The organism is Agrobacterium tumefaciens (assembly GCA_025560025.1).
In the GTDB taxonomy this organism is placed as follows: Bacteria; Pseudomonadota; Alphaproteobacteria; order Rhizobiales; family Rhizobiaceae; genus Agrobacterium.
Genome location: CP048485.1, coordinates 2442908 through 2462257, shown reverse-complemented (window position 1 = coordinate 2462257; position 19350 = coordinate 2442908). Strand labels below are relative to the sequence as shown.

Genomic DNA, 19350 nt, shown 5'->3' with positions numbered 1-19350 from the left:
CCAGCCTTTTGAGAAATGCAACGTCGTCCTCGGTCGAGGATGTAATCAAATACGATAAAATCACTACATCGCGGATGCCCGGACAGGTCCGAGCATGGCGAACCGAGTCGGCAAGGCTTTGTCAGCAATCTTTGAGCGCGTAGCGTCCGGTGACCTTTGTGTCACTCGTGCGCTCCTGTCACGGCACGCGTCGCTCTCCCTTCGCTATTATAAGCCGAGACTTCCCCCAAGTGATTATCGTGGGAGGGGACATCAATTGCCGCATGACGGAATGTCTGTGGGACCAGTCTGGGGCAAACATTGTTCGCGCGGGTAAAGAGATCATGTCCGCCGCAGCGCAACACTCACAAAGCGGACAAAGAAAAAGGGCGGACAACACGGTGTCCGCCCTCTCTGTATTCGATTATCCAAATTCTCAGGAAGCGATAGCTTTCGGCCGGGGCTGGCCTTCGTCTTCCGTCAAAAGGCCGCTGGTGCGCAGCAGCGAGGTGAAGCGTCCGCCGCGTTGGCTGAGTTCATCAAATGTGCCCTTTTCGATGATACGGCCCTGATCGAGGAACAGCACCAGATCGGCATCGCGAACCGTGGAAAGGCGGTGGGCGATGATGAAGGTCGTGCGATTCATTCTGAGCGCGTCCACCGCGGCCTTCACGCGTGCTTCCGTTTCCACGTCCAGCGCGCTGGTTGCCTCATCGAGAACCAGAATGGGGGCGTTCTTCAGAATGGCGCGGGCGATGGCGATGCGCTGGCGTTCGCCGCCGGACAGGCGGTTGCCGCGTTCGCCCACCTGCGTCAGGTAGCCATTGATGCGACTATCGATGAAATCCGTCGCTGCCGCGGCGGCTGCCGCTTCCATCACTTCCGCATCCGTGGCCGATTCGCGACCGAGGCGGATGTTCTCACGGATGGAACGGTTCAAAAGGCCGGCATCCTGAAACACGGTGGCGATGGAGTTTCTGAGCGAATTCTTGGTCACCGTCGAAATATCGGTTCCATCGATCAGAATCTGGCCGGAATCCGGATCGTAGACACGCTGCAGAAGGTTGATGAGCGTGGTCTTGCCCGCACCTGTCGGCCCGACGATTGCAATGGTCTGTCCGGCCTTGGCGGTGAACGAAACGTCGTGAACGCCCTGCTTTGTGTTGGCGAAGCCGAAGTTGATGTTGCGGAACTCCACCGTGCCGGAGACATTCGACAATTCGCGCGCATCGCCCGGTTCTTCCCGTTCCTTGACGGAATCTTCCAGCACGAAGAAGTCCTCGAGCTTGGCGCGGGCCTCGAAAATCTGCGTCACGAACTGGCGCATCTGGTCGAGCCTGCCGATCAGAAGATTGGCAAAACCGATGAAGGCAATGACGTCGCCGACGCGCAACTCGCCGTTTTTCACCAATACCGTGCCGATGACGAGGATGATCATCATTGAAACGGTGGAGGCCGTACGGTTCAGCGCGCTGGCGAAAGCCCACCAGTCGAGCACCGGATACTGGGCGCTCAGCAGCTTCTCGGTGAAGGATTTCAGCGCCTTCGTTTCGGCTTCGATGCGGTTGTAGCTATGCAGCACCGACACGTTGCTGATGGAATCGCTGACATGGGCAAAAACGCTGTGATAGTGCTCTTCGACCGAAGCCTGGCCGTCCTTGGTGCGGCCCATCACCCATTTGCCGATGAACCAGTAGACGATGCCGAGGCCAATCAGAACGAAGCTGAGGCGCAGGTCCATGGACATGGCTGTCGGGACAAGCAGCACGAGTGCCACGAAGGTTGCCAGATGGGTGCGCATGAATTCCAGCCAGAGGCCAAACAGCGTCTCGCTGGCGCGCAGCAGCGTATGCAGGGCGTTGGACGTGCCGCGCTGATGGTGCCAGGAGAGCGGCATCGAAATGATGCGCCCGAAGGCTTCCGTCAGCAGCGTTGCACGGCGGCCATGCGCCAGCCGGTCCGCCTCGCGTGCGACAGCAACGTAAGCGACGGTATTGAAGACGCCGAAGCCCGCCCAGAGAATGAGAATGGGCGTGACGTTGGTGCCGGAAGAAATGGCGTCGATGATCCGGCCGAACAGCACGGGTTCGGCAATGGTGATCGCCGCAAGAATGACGTTGGCGATGACAACCACCGTCACACGCCATTTATGTACGGTCAGATAGCGCAGAGCGCGTGTGTAAACCTGAAACAAAGTCAAATTTTCAATCCAGTCCGGGCATCTTTTTCGAGCGGTTGATTGTTCGGTCTCAAGGCAATGCTTCTTTAGCAAGGTTGCATGAGACGGCGAAATTTGTGTAATTATCGCTCTTTCTGTCTGAATGGCGGCTTAACAAACTGACCGCGCATGCGAACCGAAAAAAACGAACCCGATATCTCCAGGGGACGCCGTCACAAGATTTTGCATGTTCGTTTCAGGGATTGCTAACGATGACATGATCAATCTCATCCGACCGGCGCCCGAGTAACATGACGTCATCGCGGGACCATGTCCTTCGGTCATTCCTTTCAAGCCAAGTTCCGGGCCATGTGTCTTTATGCATGATATTCTTCACTTCATCTCTGCATGTTACCAGGCGGGAAGCGCCGACCGCGTTCGTTCCGAATTCGTGACCCTTATTCGCGAATATGGTTTCGAATACTTCCTTGTCAGCAGGCGGATGACCGGGGAGCTTGCCTCCACCGGCCAGATTCTCGCACAACATCTGCCGGAAGGCTGGATCGAGGTCTACAGGGCCAAGAAATACAATCTCGTCGATCCCGTCCGTAAAGTGATCGGCATGGTCCACAAGCCGTTCCAGTGGAAAGAGGCCCTGGAGGGCCTGCCCCGCGCCATGCATCGAAAAAGGGCGAGCGTCTTTTTTAACGATGCCGGTCGATATGGCCTGCAGGGCGGTTATGCCTTTCCCGTGCACGGACGCGCGGGATTTATCGGCGCGGTGTTCATTGGCGGCCAGGACCGGCAATTGCCTTTGCTTCAGGTGGAGCTGCTGGATGCGGCCACGCGTGCCGTGTTCTGGCGCCTGCTCGACCTTTCGGGTCAGGCCCATGGCCTCAACAATGGCCCGGACGTTTCCGCTCTCGAGCTTACAAAACGGGAAATGGAAGTGCTGACGCTGATGGCGGACGGCATGACCTCGACGGAAATCGGACGCCAGCTATCGATCTCCAACCACACGGTCGACTGGTATATCAACGGAATCCAGCGCCGGTTCAGCGCCAAGAACCGGCAGCATACGGTCGCGCTTGCTTTTCGCCATGGCTTGCTGAGCTAGCGGCGACAGGACGGTTCTCTCCCGAATTGCCCTTTCCAAGACCGGGTTTTGCTGCTTAATTCCGCAGTGCAGCAGAAATTTTGTTTTGGCGTGTGGGGAGACCGTCTTGAAAATATCGAAAATACTTGTTGCCAACCGATCCGAAATTGCGATCCGCGTTTTCCGGGCAGCCAACGAGCTTGGGATTAAAACCGTTGCGATTTGGGCGGAAGAGGACAAGCTGTCTTTGCACCGCTTCAAGGCGGACGAATCCTATCAGGTCGGCAGAGGGCCACATCTCGCCAAGGATATGGGGCCGATTGAAAGTTATCTTTCGATCGAAGAGGTTATCCGCGTTGCCAAGCTTTCCGGAGCCGACGCGATCCATCCCGGTTACGGCCTTCTGTCGGAAAGCCCGGAATTCGTGGAGGCCTGCAACAAGGCCGGCATAACCTTCATTGGACCGACCGCGGATACGATGCGCCAGCTCGGCAACAAGGTGGCTGCCCGCAATCTGGCGATTTCTGTTGATGTGCCCGTCGTTCCCGCCACCGATCCGCTGCCGGACGATATATCGGAAGTGGAGCGCATGGCCGAGGAAATCGGCTATCCCGTCATGCTGAAGGCCTCCTGGGGCGGCGGCGGCCGCGGCATGCGCGCCATCCGCAAAAAGGAAGACCTGGCGCGTGAAGTGACCGAGGCCAAGCGCGAAGCGAAGGCCGCCTTCGGCAAGGACGAGGTCTATCTCGAAAAGCTGGTCGAGCGCGCCCGCCACGTCGAGAGCCAGGTTCTCGGCGATACGCATGGAAACGTCGTACATCTGTTCGAGCGCGATTGTTCGATCCAGCGTCGTAACCAGAAGGTGGTCGAGCGTGCGCCGGCACCATATCTCAGCGAAGCGCAACGCCAGGAGCTGGCGGCCTATTCGCTGAAGATCGCTGCCGCGACAAATTATATCGGCGCCGGCACGGTCGAATATCTGATGGATGCCGATACCGGCAAGTTCTACTTCATCGAGGTCAATCCACGCATTCAGGTGGAGCATACCGTCACCGAAGTCGTGACCGGTATTGATATCGTCAAGGCGCAGATCCATATTCTGGAGGGGGCCGCAATCGGCACGCCGGAATCGGGTGTGCCGAAGCAGGAAGATATCCGCCTCAACGGGCATGCGCTGCAGTGCCGCATCACCACGGAAGATCCGGAACACAACTTCATTCCGGATTATGGCCGTATCACCGCTTACCGCTCCGCTTCGGGCTTCGGCATCCGTCTGGACGGCGGCACGTCCTATACCGGTGCTGTCATTACGCGCTATTACGATCCGCTGCTCGTCAAGGTGACGGCCTGGGCGCCGCGACCGGATGAGGCGATCAACCGCATGGACCGCGCGCTGCGCGAATTCCGTATCCGCGGCGTCGCCACCAACCTGACCTTCCTCGAAGCCATCATCGGTCACGACAGCTTCCGCAACAATACCTATACGACGCGTTTCATCGATTCGACGCCGGAGCTCTTCGCACAGGTCAAGCGTCAGGACCGCGCCACCAAGCTTCTGACCTATCTTGCCGATGTGACGGTCAACGGCCACCCGGAAACCAAGGGTCGCGCCAGGCCGTCCGAAAAGGCGGCAAAGCCCGTCGTGCCCTATATCGATGCGCCGACGCCCGACGGCACCAAGCAGCTGCTGGACAAGCTCGGCCCGAAAGGCTTTGCGGACTGGATGCGCAATGAAAAGCGTGTGCTGGTCACCGACACGACCATGCGCGACGGGCACCAGTCGCTTCTGGCGACTCGCGTTCGCACGCATGATATCGCCCGCGTCGCCAGCGTTTATGCCAAGGCGCTGCCTGAGCTTCTGTCGCTGGAATGCTGGGGTGGTGCGACCTTCGATGTCTCCATGCGCTTCCTGACGGAAGACCCATGGGAGCGTCTTGCCCTGATCCGCGAAGGCGCGCCGAACCTGCTGCTGCAAATGCTGTTGCGCGGCGCAAACGGCGTCGGTTACAAGAACTATCCCGACAACGTTGTGAAATATTTCGTTCGTCAGGCAGCAAGGGGCGGGGTCGATCTTTTCCGCGTCTTCGACTGCCTGAACTGGGTGGAGAATATGCGCGTCTCGATGGATGCGATCGCCGAGGAGAACAAGCTCTGCGAGGCGACCATCTGCTATACCGGCGATCTGCTGAATTCGGCGCGCCCGAAATACGATCTCAAATATTATACCAGCCTTGCCGCCGAGCTGGAAAAGGCCGGTGCGCATATCATCGCCGTCAAGGATATGGCGGGCCTGTTGAAACCGGCCGCCGCCAAGGTTCTGTTCAAGGCCCTGCGTGAGGCGACCGGTCTGCCGATCCATTTCCACACCCATGATACATCGGGCATTTCCGCCGCGACTGTTCTTGCTGCCGTGGATGCGGGCGTCGATGCCGTGGATGCGGCGATGGATGCCTTCTCCGGCAACACGTCGCAGCCATGCCTCGGCTCCATTGTGGAGGCACTTGCTGGGTCGGAACGGGATACGGGTCTCGATACCGAATGGATCCGCCGCATTTCCTTCTACTGGGAGGCCGTGCGCAATCAATATGCGGCTTTTGAAAGCGATCTGAAGGGACCGGCCTCGGAAGTCTATCTGCATGAAATGCCGGGCGGGCAGTTCACCAATCTCAAGGAACAGGCCCGCTCGCTCGGTCTCGAGAGCCGTTGGCACGAGGTGGCGCAGGCCTATGCCGATGCCAACCGGATGTTCGGCGATATCGTCAAGGTAACGCCGTCTTCCAAGGTCGTCGGCGATATGGCGCTCATGATGGTGAGCCAGGATCTCACGGTTGCCGATGTCGAGAATCCCGACCGTGAGGTGTCTTTCCCTGACTCCGTGGTGTCGATGCTGAAGGGCGATCTTGGGCAGTCACCGGGTGGCTGGCCGGAGGCCCTGCAGAAAAAGGCGCTGAAAGGCGAGGCTCCCTACACGGTTCGTCCTGGTTCGTTGCTGGCGGATGCCGATCTCGATGCCGAAAGAAAGACGATCGAGACGAAGCTGGAGCGTAAGGTCGATGATTTCGAGTTCGCGTCCTATCTGATGTATCCGAAGGTGTTCACGGACTTCGCGCTTACCGCCGAGACCTATGGTCCCGTTTCCGTGCTGCCTACCGATGCCTACTTCTACGGCATGGAGGATGGCGAGGAGCTGTTTGCCGATATTGAACGCGGCAAAACGCTGGTTATCGTCAATCAGGCTTCATCCGGCACTGACGACAAGGGCATGGTGACAGTCTTCTTCGAGATCAATGGTCAGCCTCGTCGAATCAAGGTGCCGGACCGTGCCCATGGCGCTTCCGGTTCCGCCGTGCGCCGTAAGGCGGAACTCGGCAATGGCACGCATATCGGTGCGCCTATGCCGGGCGTGATCAGCCGCGTCTTCGTTAATCAGGGACAGGAGGTCAAGGCCGGCGACGTGCTGCTCTCCATCGAAGCGATGAAGATGGAAACGGCGCTTCATGCGGAGCGCGAGGGCAAGATCGCCGAAGTTCTCGTCAAGCCAGGCGATCAGATCGACGCCAAGGATCTGCTGATATCATACGCCGAATAAGGGCGTTTCCTATCGTCAGTTACGAGTTAGACGCCCGCCTTCCGGCGGGCGTTTTGCTGTTGCGTATTCGTCAAAACTCGAATATGCCTGTTCGTGCACGTTTATTCCTGTTTATGCATGAGTTTCCATGAGCGATCATTTTGTCAGCGAGCGGCAGGCGCTCATTCTCGCGCAGCTGCGGCAAAGTGGTCGTGTGCTTGCGCAGGATCTGGCCCAGAATTTCGGCGTTTCCGAAGATACCGTCCGCCGGGATCTGCGCGAGATGGCGGCACGTGGCGAATGCCTGCGCGTTTATGGCGGAGCGCTGCTTTCCGATAGCAAAACGGTGCCGTTGAAGACGCGGATTGCCGAGGATGCCGACCGCAAGGCCTCTCTGGCGCGTGCAGCGGTTCCGCTTCTCGCGCCAGGCATGGTTGTCTTCATCGATGCCGGCTCCACCAATCTGGCCATTGCAAGAGCTATCCCCGCCGGTATCAACCTGACTGTCGTGACGAATACGCCGGCCATTGCCGCTGAACTCACGGGGCGGGCCGATATCGATCTGGTGCTGATCGGCGGTAAGGTCGATCCGGCGGTTGGTGCTGCGATCGACGCCATGGCGTTGCGGCAACTGGAGCTGATGCGACCCGATCTGTGTATTCTCGGCGTTTGCGGCGTTGCGGAGGAGACCGGCCTGTCGGCGGATGTTTTCGAGGATGCGGTGTTCAAGCGGCTTGCCTGTAGCGCCAGCCAGCGGATTGTCGCCGCCGTTACCACGGAAAAGCTTGGCCACAGAGCGGCCTTTCACGTGCATGATTTTTCACCGCCTCTTTCCCTCGTACTCGAACATGATGCCGACCCGGCACTGATCGAGGCGCTGTCGGCAAGAGGCGTACAGCTTCATTGCGGCGATGATGACGCCGTTCGATTTTCCCATGGTCAAGTCTGAAGGATATTGCCGATGAATGGCCCCACGACATTTTCGCCGACGGTGAAGCGCTCATCCTATCTGACGCGTCACAGGCTTGGCGTGTCCCTGCTGTTTTTGATGAACGGTTTCATGATGGGGTCTTGGGCTCCGAAGATTCCGGAATTTGCGGCGCGTTTATCGCTCAGTGAGAGTGCACTTGGCCTGATCATTCTGGTTTTTGGTATTGGTTCACTGGTTTTCATGCCGATCGCCGGTTCCCAGATTGCGCGTTTCGGATCGCGCACGGTCAGCCTTGTGACTGCGGCAATCTTTCTGCCGACACTGCTTTTCATCTCCTGGGCAGGCACAATCTGGGCGGGGGTGATTGCGGTTTTCCTGTTTGGCGGTCTGACGGGGGCCATGGATGTCGCCATGAACGCCAATGCCGTGGCTGTCGAGCGTGACATGCGCCGCGCCATTATGTCGTCGTGCCATGCCTTCTGGAGCCTCGGCGGCCTGATCGGTGCCGGTCTTGGCGGTTACCTCATCACAGCCATCGGCGTTCAGGGGCATGCGATTGCGCTGACGATTATCGCCCTCATCCTGCTGGTTATTGCGTGGCCGCGTGTTCTTGCGGATCGTCCGCACGCCGAGGAAGAGCGCCCGAAGGGCGGCTTGCCGCTGACACCCCTGCCGTGGATCATTGGCCTGATGGCGCTGTTTTCGATGATCCCGGAAGGTGCGATCCTCGATTGGGGCGCTCTTTATCTGCGTAACGAACTCGGTGCTTCCGTATCTCAGTCCGGTTTCGCTTTCGCGGCATTTTCCATGACCATGGCGATCATGCGTTTCGCCGGCGATCTGGTGCGCGACAGGTTCGGGGCCGTCCGGACCTTGCGTTTCTGCTCGGTCATGTCGATCACCGGTCTTCTGATTGCCGGCCTTGCGGGAAATTCCACTTTCGTGATCATCGGTTTCGCCATTGCCGGCATCGGTATCTCCAACATGGTGCCGATCGCTTTTTCGGCGGCCGGCAATATGCCGGGGCTGGCGCCTGGCATAGGCCTGTCGGTCGTCACCACCATGGGTTATTCCGGCATTCTGGTGGCGCCCTCGGCCATCGGCTTCATTGCCGAACATACCGGGCTTGCCAGCGTCTTTCTCGCTCTGCCGTTGCTGCATGTGGTGGTTTTGCTGCTTTCGCGGCTCGCCCGGCACGCGGATGGTGCGGGCAAAGAATAGGCGTCTCGAATTTTGCCATGATTGCGGTAAAGTAGAAGCTCTTATGCGTTGGGTGTTGACAAGCAGGCCCCCTTGTTTCACCTCAATTGCCAGACCTTGCCGCAAGCTCCAGAGACCGCCATGACGTCACATGCCGATTACGATCCAAAGCCCCGCCGCGCATCCGTCGCCGTCGACGTGGGCGGCGTCATCGTGGGGGGTGGTGCGCCCGTTGTCGTACAGTCGATGACCAATACCGACACGGCGGATATCGATGCCACCGTGCAGCAGGTGGCGGCCCTTTTCCGGGCCGGTTCGGAAATGGTGCGCATTACCGTCGACCGGGATGAGAGCGCCGCAGCGGTGCCGAAAATCCGCGAGCGGCTGCTGCGTCTGGGCATGGATGTGCCGTTGATCGGCGATTTCCATTATATCGGCCACAAGCTTCTGGCCGATTACCCGGCCTGCGCCGAGGCGCTGGCGAAGTACCGCATCAATCCGGGCAATGTCGGTTTCAAGGACAAGAAGGACAAACAGTTCGGCGAAATCATCGAAATGGCGATCCGCTATGACAAGCCGGTTCGCATCGGTGTCAACTGGGGGTCGCTTGACCAGGAATTGCTGACCGCGCTGATGGACAGGAACAAGGAGGAGGGTTTTCCGCTCTCCGCCCGTCAGGTCACGCGTGAGGCCATCGTGCAGTCGGCGCTTATTTCCGCCGAGCTTGCCGAAGAGATCGGCCTGCCGCGTAACCGTATCATTCTTTCGGCCAAGGTCAGCCAGGTGCAGGACCTGATCGCCGTCTATTCGATGCTGTCTGAGCGGTCCAACCACGCCTTGCATCTCGGTCTTACCGAAGCGGGCATGGGTTCCAAGGGTATTGTCGCCTCTTCCGCCGCCATGGGTTATGTGCTGCAGCATGGCATCGGTGACACGATCCGCGTTTCGCTGACGCCGGAGCCGAATGGCGACCGCACCCGCGAGGTCCAGGTGGCGCAGGAACTGCTGCAGGTCATGGGTTTTCGCCAGTTCATTCCGGTCGTTGCGGCATGTCCTGGCTGCGGGCGCACCACGTCCACCGTGTTTCAGGAACTTGCCCAGAACATTCAGAACGACATTCGCAAGAACATGCCGATCTGGCGTGACAAATATCCCGGTGTCGAGGCGCTGAATGTCGCCGTCATGGGCTGTATCGTCAACGGTCCGGGTGAAAGCAAACATGCCGATATCGGCATTTCCCTGCCCGGTACCGGCGAAAGCCCGGCAGCACCGGTCTTCATCGACGGAGAAAAGGCGCTCACCCTGCGTGGTCCCAACATTGCCGGCGATTTCGAAGCGCTTGTCGCCGATTACATCGAAAAGCGTTTTGGCCGGAAAGATGCGGCGGAGTAAAGAGTACCGTGAAAAGGCCGGAATTCCACTGTCATACCTCCTGAACCTCTCGGAGCATTAAACTACATGATCAAAAAAATTGCGATCGTTGCCCTTTGCGCGACCTATCTTTCTTCGTGCACCACGACGGATCCCTATACGGGTGAGCAGAAGATGTCGAACACCGCGGGCGGTGCCGGCATCGGCGCCGTCGTCGGCGCTCTCGGTGGTCTGGCTGTCGGCGGTTCACCGACCGGCCGCCGTAATGCCGCGCTTATCGGCGCGGGCATCGGCGCGCTCGCCGGTGGCGCCATCGGCAATTACATGGATGGCCAGGAAGCCGAACTTCGCGCCCAGCTTCAGGGTACAGGCGTTTCGGTTAGCCGCCGTGGTGACAGCATCGTGCTGAACATGCCGTCGAACATCACCTTCGCGACGGATCAGGATCAGGTCATCCCGCCCTTCTATCAGACCCTCGATTCCGTCGGCATCGTTCTGAACAAGTTCAACCGCACGCTGATCGACATCAACGGCCACACCGATTCTACCGGCCGCGCCGATTACAATCAGGGCCTCTCGGAGCGTCGTGCCGCCTCGGTTGCCAATTATCTCGGTGCGCGCGGCGTCGATCAGCGTCGTATTTCGACACTCGGTTTCGGTGCCTCGCAGCCGATCGCATCCAATGCAACGCCTGACGGTCGCGCCCAGAACCGTCGCGTCGAAGTGCTGATTTCGCCGCTCAAGGGCTGATTGGATGATGAAAAGCTGAGTGGGAGCCGCTCAGCTTTTTCTTTCAGCAATGAATCTGGCGGCCGCGATGAGAATCGCGGCCTTTTCGCCATAAGGGGCCAGGAGCTCGCCGGCTTCCGCCACTTGCTCCCGCAGCTGGCTGCGCGCCCAGTCTTCGCCGCGCAGCGCCACGAGCGTTCCCTTGCCGCGCGCGGCATCCTTGCCGGTTGCCTTGCCCATGGTGGCGGCATCGGCCGTCAAATCCAGAAGGTCGTCGGCAAGCTGGAAGGCGAGGCCGATCTTTTCACCGAAGAGGCGCAGTCTTTGCCTTTCGGAAATATCGCTGCCGGCGATGATCGCGCCGGCCTCGCAGGCAAACCGCAGCAACGCACCGGTTTTCATAGCCTGCAATGTAATGACGCCGGCTTCGTCCGGACCCTTTTTTTCCGCAGCAAGATCGAGCGCCTGACCACCCGCCATGCCGCCGATACCCGCCGCGCGGGCCAGCGCCAAGACCAGTGCCGCCTTGCGATCCGCCGGAAGCGGATTCTCATCCGATGCGATGATATCGAAGGCGAGCGTCAGCAGGCTGTCGCCGGCGAGAATGGCTGTCGCCTCATCGAATTTTCGATGCACGGTCGGTTGGCCGCGGCGCAGATCGTCATCGTCCATGGCCGGAAGATCGTCGTGCACCAGCGAATAACAATGGAGGCATTCAAGTGCGGCACCGACATAATGGGCAGCGTCGGCATCTCCACCAAGCAGGGCAGCGCTTTCAATGACGAGGAAAGGCCGAAGGCGTTTGCCGCCGTTCAGCACGCCATGGCGCATGGCTTCGAGCAGGTTTTGCGGACGCGTGATCTCGTCCGTGCGCGTCTCTGCGGATAGCAGGCGGCCAAGCAAGGCTTCGGTCTTTGCCGCGTTTTCGCGCAGCCTTGTTTCGAAATTCGTCATCTGAGCGTCCATGCCGCTCTTTGGCATGCCGCGCCGGGCCAAGCAAACCTTTTTGTGATTCCGGAGCGCAAGTGTTTGACCGGACTCGCCTTGAAGGCGGCGATGGACTATGAAAGGCTTCGATTTGGCGCGGGGCTGGGACCGATATTGAGCAGTACGCCTGAAAGCGACGCAGATTACGCCGTGCTGGCGGAAGACCGGAGCAGTCCGAAGGTGGATTTTCGCACGTTGGCCAAGCGCATCGTCATGACCTTGCTGGCATTGCTGATCCTGCCCTATCTGCTGATCCCGGTCTATGCCCTGCCGTTCTTCCGGCCGGTCTCAACGCTGATGCTTGCCGATCTGGTGACCCTGCAGGGATATGACCGGCGCTGGGTGCCGCTTGAGGATATTTCGCCGCGCCTTGTGCAATCCGTGATGATGTCCGAGGACGGGCAATTCTGTTTCCATGGCGGCGTGGACTGGAACCAGATGCAATCCGTGGTCAGCAATGCGCTCGATGGGGCCTCCACCCGCGGCGCAAGCACCATTCCGATGCAGACGGCCAAGAACCTGTTTTTATGGAACGGCCGTTCTTTCCTGCGCAAGGGACTGGAACTGCCGCTGGCGATTGCGGCTGATTTCGTCTGGTCGAAAAAACGGATGATGGAGATCTATCTCAACGTTGCCGAATGGGGACCGGGCATCTATGGCATCGAGGCCGCCGCGCAGCATCATTTCAAGGTGCCGGCGGCAAAGCTCAGTTCCCGTCAGGCGGCGCTGCTTGCCGTTTCACTACCCAATCCCATTGACCGGGTCGCCAGCAAACCGGGTCGCGGTCTGCAACGGCTGGCTGGCCTTATTGAGCGGCGCGCCCGGGCCTCGGGTGCCTATGTCGGTTGCGTGCTGGACTGAACCAGCCCGTCCACTCAGCCCTTCGTGAAAATATAATCTGTTTCCTGACGCAGGGTTTCGCCCGGCCGCAGGATCGCGTGCGGAAAATCAGGGTGATTGACGGCATCCGGCCATATCTGCGTTTCCAGGCAAAAACCGGCAAAGGGGCCATAGTGGCGGCCATCGAGGCCCGGAACCGGAACGTTCAGCTTGAAAGCCGAATAGAACTGCACACCGGGTTCGGTGGTGTGAACCTCAAGGGCGATATCGGAGGCCGGTGAATAGGCGCGGGCGACCTTGCGCTTGGCGCGGCGCTCGGGCGAGAGGCAGAAATTGTGGTCGTAGAGAACCTGTTCGCCATTGTCCTTGCGCCGCATCGGCGTCGGGTGGCGCAGGTCAAAGACGGTGCCTTCGACGGAACGGATTTCGCCGGTCGGTATCTGTCTGTCGTCGGTCGGCAGGTAAAAGTCGGCGGCGATGCTGATCTCATGTCCAAGGGCGGTATCCGCACCGTCGAGGTTGAAATAGGAATGCTGGCAGACATTGGCGATGGTCGGCTTGTCGGTCACCGTTTCATAGACCACAGAAAGCACGCCGCCATCGCGGATCGTATAGGTGGCGGTGACCGTGCAATTGCCGGGATAACCGGCGCGGCCATCGGGATCGATGATCTGCAGAACCGCATGGCTTTCGCCATGTTCCATCAGCATCCAGTTGCGTTTGCCCATGCCGTCGCTGCCGCCATGCAGGTGGGTCACGCCCTTTTCGTTCAGTTCCAGCTGGTATTCGTGCCCGTCGATGGCGAACCTGCCGTCACCGACCCGGTTGGCATTCCGGCCGGGCGTGGCACCGAAATAGGAGGAATATTTGTAGTCCTCGAATTTATCGAAGCCGAGAACGAGCGGCGGCTGGTGACCCTCGAGGCGCAGATCCTGAATGACCGCGCCCCAGGTGATGACCTTGGCCGTCAAACCGCCTTTCGAGATGGTGACGCGTTCGACCTTTTCGCCGGTCGCCGTGAAACCGAAATTCTCCCGTGCCGCCGCGTCGCTCATAACGTCATTCTCCGATTGCCGTGAATTGCCGGCGGACGTTGCGTCATTTTCCGGCAATTCGCAATCCGCAATTTACGCAGCGAGTTTGCCGATGGATTCGAGATCGTAGGGCGTCGTCTGGTATATCTCGTTGATCCAGTTGCCGAAAAACAGATGGGCATGGCTGCGCCAACGGTTGAGCGGGGCTAGTTCCGGATCATTGTGCGGAAAATAATCATGCGGCAGCTTGATGGGGACGCCGGAGTTCACGTCGCGGAAATATTCGTCCGAAAGCGAGGTCGAATCATATTCGACGTGGTTGAACATATAGAGCCGGTTGCCCTCTTTTTCATGCACCAGACAAACGCCCATTTCCTCTGACTCCATCAGAATTTCGAGTTTCGGGTGTTTTTCGATGTCGGTACGACGCACTTCCGTCCAGCGCGAGACCGGTACCTGGAAATCATCCGAAAAGCCGTTCAGATAGATCGATGAGGGGCAAAGATTGCGGTGACGATAGACTCCGAAAGCCTTTTCCTTCAGTTCGTGTTTCGGCACACCATGGAAATGATAGATGGCGGCCATTGCCCCCCAGCAGACATTTAGCGTCGAATGGACGTTGGTCTGCGTCCATTCGAAAATCTTCTGCATTTCATTCCAGTAGGTCACGTCCTCGTAGGCCAGCGTCTCGACGGGCGCGCCGGTAATGATGAAGCCGTCGAACTTGCGGTGGCGTACTTCTTCCCAGGTCTCATAGAAGGACAGAAGATGTTCTTCCGGCGTATTCTTGGCGCGATGGCCGCCGATACGTATCAGCGAAAATTCGACCTGCAGGGGAGAGGCGCCAACGAGCCGCGCCATCTGTACTTCCGTCTTGATCTTGTTCGGCATGAGGTTGAGAAGCCCGATCTGGAGCGGGCGGATATCCTGCCGGATGGCCGCCGTTTCGGTCATGACCCGCACACCCTCATGCACGAGGGTCTCAAAAGCGGGAAGCGTATCGGGAATCTTGATCGGCATGTCGAACTCTCTTTTCGGATGACGTAAAGAACGTTGCGAAAACAAAAAAACCGGCAGCGAAATCGCGGCCGGTCCCAGGAAATTGCCCTTTTCCTCGACCCTTTAGCGACTTCTTTAAAGTGGCTGCAAGCCGGTCGGCAAATCACCACTGAGGCGTTTCATAATCCCGAAGCCGGCGAAAATCAATATAGGCTGATTTCATCGGGTTTCGGCTTTCCCTTTTCGTGCCAGTTGCGATAAGGCAGGGCATGGATAAAGAGCGCTTCACCATTCTGCTTGGCGGCGATGTCACGGTCACGGATCGTCTTGAAGAGGCGGTTGCCGAAAGCCGCGTGATTGCGGCCGATGGCGGCATGCGCCATGCCGCGCCGCTTGGGCTTGTGCCGGAGCTTTGGGTCGGGGATTTCGATTCCGCCAGCAAGGAGTTGCTCGAGACCTGGCCGGATGTGACGCGGCAGCCTTATCCGGCTGCAAAGGCTGTGACAGATGGCGAGATTGCGGTCTCGGAGGCGCTCTCCCGCGGTGCGCGCTCGCTGCTGCTGGTCGGTGCACTTGGAGGTGCGAGAAGCGACCATGCGCTTCAGCATCTTCTTTATGCGGTGGCGCTCGCCGAACAGGGTTTGAAGGTTACGCTGACCTCCGGTGAAGAGGAGGCGCGACCGCTGCTTGCCGGATCACTGGATATCGATCTTCCGCCTGGTTCGCTGTTTTCTGTCGCCGGGCTCACCACCCTTGCGGGGCTTGATATTGAAAATGTGCGTTATCCGCTCAGGGATTTCGCGCTTGCTTTCGGTTCGTCCCGCACTATTTCCAATGTCGCGAATGGCGGCCCCGTGCATTTCTCGCTGAAAAGCGGAAAAGCCATCGTGCTCGCCCGCCCTTATGATCTGACCGGAGCCTGACGCCTTGGCACCCCCTATTTTGAAACTCGATGACATCAAGCTGACCTTCGGCGTGACCCCGCTGCTCGATGGTGCCAATCTCCAGGTGGAACCGGGCGATCGCATCTGCCTTGTCGGGCGAAATGGTTCGGGCAAGTCAACCCTGATGAAGATCGCCGCCGGTCTGGTCGAGGCGCAGTCGGGCGAGGTTTTCCGTCATCCCGCTGCCACCATCCGCTATCTGGAGCAGGCGCCGGATTTTGCCGGTTACGATACCGTTCAGGCCTATGCCGAAGCGGGGTTGGGGCCGGGTGATGATCCCTATCGCGTTACTTACCTGCTCGAGCATCTCGGCCTGACGGGACAGGAACATCCGGAAAGCCTTTCCGGCGGCGAAGCGCGGCGCGCGGCCCTTGCCCGTGTCATGGCGCCCGAACCCGATATTCTGATGCTGGACGAGCCGACCAACCATCTGGATCTGCCCACGATTGAATGGCTTGAAAGCGAGTTGCAGCAGACGCGCAGCGCGCTTGTGCTGATTTCGCATGACCGGCGTTTTCTCGAGAAGGTTTCGACCTCCACCGTGTGGCTCGATCGCGGCCAGTCCCGTCGTCTCAACCGCGGTTTTGCCCATTTCGAGGAATGGCGCGACAAAGTGCTGGAAGAGGAAGAACTGGAGCAGCACAAGCTCGGCAAGGCCATCGAGCGTGAAGAACACTGGATGCGTTATGGTGTGACCGCGCGGCGCAAGCGTAACATGCGCCGCGTCGGCGAGCTCCAGGCCATGCGCGCGGAATATCGCGGCCACAAGGGACCGCAGGGTGCGGTGCAGGCGACGGCCGCGGACGTGCGGGAATCCGGCAAGCTGGTCATCGAGGCCGAAGCCATCACCAAGTCTTACGGCGAGCGCGTGATCATCGCGCCGTTTTCACTGCGCGTCCATCGCGGCGATTGCATCGGTCTTGTCGGTCCGAACGGCGCGGGCAAGACAACACTTCTGAAGATGCTGACCGGTCAGCTTGAGCCCGATAGCGGCACGGTGAAGCTCGGCACCAATCTGGAAATTGCGACGCTTGACCAGAAGCGCGAGGATCTCAATCCAAACGATACGCTCGCGCATTACCTGACTGACGGGCGCGGCGATAATCTGCTGGTCAATGGCGAATTGAAACATGTGACGGGCTATATGAAGGACTTCCTGTTCCAGCCGGAACAGGCGCGCACGCCAATCCGCAATCTTTCCGGGGGGGAGCGCGCCCGTCTTATTCTGGCGCGTATTCTGGCAAGGCCGACCAACCTCCTGATCCTGGACGAGCCGACCAACGATCTCGATATCGAAACGCTCGATCTGTTGCAGGAAATCGTAGCGGGCTTTTCGGGCACCGTCATCCTCGTCAGCCACGACCGCGATTTTCTCGACCGTACCGTCACTTCCACCATCGCGCCCGCCAATCCGGATCAACCGGACGGACGCTGGATCGAATATGCTGGCGGCTATTCGGACATGATGGCGCAGCGCAAGGGTGCGACGGAAGAAAAACGCAAGGCGGAGAAGCAGGAAAAGGCGAAGGCCGCACCTTCCGCCTCCGCATCGCAGGATCCCTCAAAGGCCAAGGCCAAGCTTTCCTTCAAGCAGAAATTCGCGCTCGAAAACCTTCCCAAGGAGATGGAAAAGGCGCAGGGCGAAATCGCAAAACGTGAGCAGCGCATGGCTGATCCCAATCTCTTTGCCAAGGACCCGGCCGCCTTCAACACGCTGGCGCAGGAAATGACAAAGCTGCGCGAAAAGCTTGAAGCCATGGAAGAGGAATGGCTGGAGCTGGAGATGCTGCGTGAGGAAATCGAAGGCTGACGGCGGTTGCGATTTCTTGATTGATATCTCATCCGCCTTTGACAGGGAGGCGGAATTGCCGTTTCCTGTCCCGGTTCGGAGGAGTTCAGAAAATGCGCATGATCTTCGTCAATCTGCCGGTCAAGAATATCGAGACATCGAGAAGCTTTTTTACGGCTCTGGGTTTCAGCTTTAATCCGGAATATTCGGATGACCGCACGCTCTGCATGATCGTTGAGGAGAACATCTTCGTGATGCTGCTTCAGGAAGAGCGTTTCCGCGATTTCATCAATGGCGATATAGCCGATGCGACGCGCAGCACAGAGGTGCTGACCTGTCTTACGGCGGGAAGCCGCGAAGAAATCGACCGGATGATCGAAACGGCGCTTGCTTCCGGCGGAAGCGGCTGGAAACCCGTTCAGGACCATGGCTTCATGTATGCTGGCAGCTTTCAGGATCCCGACGGTCACGTCTGGGAACTGGTCCATATGACGGCGCAGGGCTGATCTCGGCCATCTTGCCAATCAGCGACAGCGGGACTACATCATCATCATGATCTAACGGGGTGTCTTTTGTGCTTGCGTGCAAAAGGCTGAGAGGCTTGCCAACCCGAAGAACCTGATCCGGTTCATACCGGCGGAGGGATTAGACGGCTTCAAGGCAAGCGGCTATTTCCCTTTTTGTTTTGAGGAGGTACCCGTGCGCCGTCGTCTTTTCCTGAATTCCCTTGTTGCCGCTTCGCTGTTTCTGCCCGGTCTTGCCGTCGCGCAGGATAGGCAGGAACTGACCGTCTATACCTATGAGAGCTTCGTTTCCGAATGGGGTCCCGGTCCCAAGGTGAAGGAGGCCTTCGAGAAGGTTTGCAACTGCACGGTCAACTTCGTCGGTGTGGCGGATGGCGTGGCGCTGCTCAATCGTCTGAAGCTTGAAGGGGCGGGGTCCAAGGCCGACGTCGTCGTTGGTCTCGACACCAATCTTGTTGCGGAAGCGAAACAGACCGGTCTCTTCGATGTCAGCGGCATCGATGCATCGGCGGCCAAGGTGCCGGGCGGCTACACGGACGATGTTTTCGTTCCTTATGACTACGGTCATTTCGCCGTTATCTATGACACGCAGACGGTGAAAAGCCCGCCGACGAGCCTGAAGGAGCTGGTGGAAGGCGATCCCTCGCAGAAGATCGCCATTCAGGATCCGCGCACCTCCACGCCGGGGCTTGGCCTGCTGCTCTGGGTAAAATCGGTTTATGGCGACAAGGCTCCGGAAGCCTGGGCGAAGCTCCGGAAGCGTATTCTTACCGTCACGCCGGGCTGGTCGGAATCCTACGGTCTCTTCACCAAGGGTGAGGTACCGATGGTGCTTTCCTATACCACGTCGCCCGCCTATCATATGGTCTCGGAAAAGACCGACCGATACCAGGCGGCCGCTTTCTCCGAAGGGCATTACATCCAGATCGAGGTTTCCGGCCTTCTCAAAAACGCGCCGCATAAGGAACTGGCGAAACAGTTCCTCGCTTTCACGCTGACATCAGGTTTTCAGGATGCGATTCCGGAAAACAACTGGATGATGCCGGTCGCGGCTACGTCCAAGCCTTTGCCCGAGGCTTTTTCAAAGCTCGTTGTGCCGCAGAAGACTTTCCTGATGGACCCGGAAGAGGTGGCAAAAAACCGCAAGGCCTGGATCGATGAATGGCTTGCCGCCATGAGCATGAATTAAGGAAGAGGCACA

The 19350-nt window shown here is 58.9% G+C and carries 15 protein-coding genes and 2 riboswitches; of the genes, 11 read left to right on the top strand and 4 right to left on the bottom strand.

Going from position 1 to position 19350, the window contains the following annotated elements; translation table 11 throughout:
• Nucleotides 1–415 precede the first annotated feature (415 nt).
• Nucleotides 416–2179 carry a glucan ABC transporter ATP-binding protein/ permease gene (locus tag FY152_11965; protein UXS32775.1) on the bottom strand — a complete coding sequence of 588 codons (1764 nt, stop codon included), beginning with the start codon at nucleotides 2177–2179 and terminating at the stop codon, nucleotides 416–418.
• Nucleotides 2180–2516: 337 nt separating this feature from the next.
• On the opposite strand from FY152_11965, the gene FY152_11960 reads away from it, so the two are divergent.
• From FY152_11960 to FY152_11935, 6 genes are all read left to right on the top strand, one after another.
• Nucleotides 2517–3254, top strand: a complete 738-nt coding sequence (locus FY152_11960; protein ID UXS32774.1) for a LuxR family transcriptional regulator — start codon at nucleotides 2517–2519, stop codon at nucleotides 3252–3254.
• A gap of 106 nt (nucleotides 3255–3360) precedes the next feature.
• Nucleotides 3361–6822 (top strand): pyruvate carboxylase, encoded by a 3462-nt coding sequence (pyc, locus tag FY152_11955; protein UXS32773.1) that lies wholly within the window; start codon nucleotides 3361–3363, stop codon nucleotides 6820–6822.
• Between the two features lie 127 nt (nucleotides 6823–6949).
• Entirely contained in the window at nucleotides 6950–7750 is an 801-nt protein-coding gene (locus FY152_11950; protein UXS32772.1) for a DeoR/GlpR transcriptional regulator, read from the top strand.
• 12 nt (nucleotides 7751–7762) lie between these two features.
• Nucleotides 7763–8953 carry an MFS transporter gene (locus FY152_11945; protein UXS32771.1) on the top strand — a complete coding sequence of 397 codons (1191 nt, stop codon included), beginning with the start codon at nucleotides 7763–7765 and terminating at the stop codon, nucleotides 8951–8953.
• Nucleotides 8954–9073: 120 nt separating this feature from the next.
• Nucleotides 9074–10324: a flavodoxin-dependent (E)-4-hydroxy-3-methylbut-2-enyl-diphosphate synthase gene (gene ispG / locus FY152_11940; GenBank protein UXS32770.1), complete on the top strand. Its 1251-nt coding sequence runs from the start codon at nucleotides 9074–9076 to the stop codon at nucleotides 10322–10324.
• Between the two features lie 66 nt (nucleotides 10325–10390).
• Nucleotides 10391–11053, top strand: a complete 663-nt coding sequence (locus FY152_11935; protein UXS32769.1) for an OmpA family protein — start codon at nucleotides 10391–10393, stop codon at nucleotides 11051–11053.
• Nucleotides 11054–11083: 30 nt separating this feature from the next.
• Here the strand turns inward: FY152_11935 and FY152_11930 are convergent, their stop codons facing one another.
• Nucleotides 11084–11998: a polyprenyl synthetase family protein gene (locus tag FY152_11930; GenBank protein UXS32768.1), complete on the bottom strand. Its 915-nt coding sequence runs from the start codon at nucleotides 11996–11998 to the stop codon at nucleotides 11084–11086.
• Nucleotides 11999–12133: 135 nt separating this feature from the next.
• On the opposite strand from FY152_11930, the gene mtgA reads away from it, so the two are divergent.
• The gene (gene mtgA / locus FY152_11925) at nucleotides 12134–12880 is read left to right on the top strand and encodes a monofunctional biosynthetic peptidoglycan transglycosylase (protein ID UXS33274.1); all 747 of its coding nucleotides are present in this window, start codon (nucleotides 12134–12136) and stop codon (nucleotides 12878–12880) included.
• Nucleotides 12881–12894: 14 nt separating this feature from the next.
• On the opposite strand, the gene FY152_11920 is transcribed toward mtgA, so the two are convergent.
• Together FY152_11920 and FY152_11915 are read right to left on the bottom strand one after the other, a co-directional pair.
• Nucleotides 12895–13914 (bottom strand): galactose mutarotase, encoded by a 1020-nt coding sequence (locus FY152_11920; GenBank protein ID UXS32767.1) that lies wholly within the window; start codon nucleotides 13912–13914, stop codon nucleotides 12895–12897.
• A 72-nt stretch (nucleotides 13915–13986) separates the two neighbouring features.
• Nucleotides 13987–14913: a homoserine O-succinyltransferase gene (locus tag FY152_11915; GenBank protein UXS32766.1), complete on the bottom strand. Its 927-nt coding sequence runs from the start codon at nucleotides 14911–14913 to the stop codon at nucleotides 13987–13989.
• A gap of 82 nt (nucleotides 14914–14995) precedes the next feature.
• Nucleotides 14996–15072, bottom strand: a riboswitch (SAM riboswitch).
• Nucleotides 15073–15161: 89 nt separating this feature from the next.
• Here FY152_11915 and FY152_11910 point away from each other — a divergent pair.
• The 4 genes from FY152_11910 to FY152_11895 all read left to right on the top strand — a co-directional run bounded on the left by FY152_11910 (nucleotide 15162) and on the right by FY152_11895 (nucleotide 19338).
• A complete protein-coding gene (locus FY152_11910; protein ID UXS32765.1) occupies nucleotides 15162–15815 on the top strand; it encodes a thiamine diphosphokinase in 654 nt (217 codons plus the stop codon).
• Between the two features lie 4 nt (nucleotides 15816–15819).
• The gene (locus tag FY152_11905) at nucleotides 15820–17646 is read left to right on the top strand and encodes an ABC-F family ATP-binding cassette domain-containing protein (protein ID UXS32764.1); all 1827 of its coding nucleotides are present in this window, start codon (nucleotides 15820–15822) and stop codon (nucleotides 17644–17646) included.
• A 92-nt stretch (nucleotides 17647–17738) separates the two neighbouring features.
• Complete coding sequence (locus FY152_11900) at nucleotides 17739–18131, top strand: VOC family protein (protein UXS32763.1); 393 nt, start codon at nucleotides 17739–17741, stop codon at nucleotides 18129–18131.
• Nucleotides 18132–18176: 45 nt separating this feature from the next.
• Nucleotides 18177–18287, top strand: a riboswitch (TPP riboswitch).
• A gap of 37 nt (nucleotides 18288–18324) precedes the next feature.
• Nucleotides 18325–19338, top strand: a complete 1014-nt coding sequence (locus FY152_11895) for a thiamine ABC transporter substrate binding subunit (GenBank protein UXS32762.1) — start codon at nucleotides 18325–18327, stop codon at nucleotides 19336–19338.
• Nucleotides 19339–19350 lie beyond the last annotated feature (12 nt).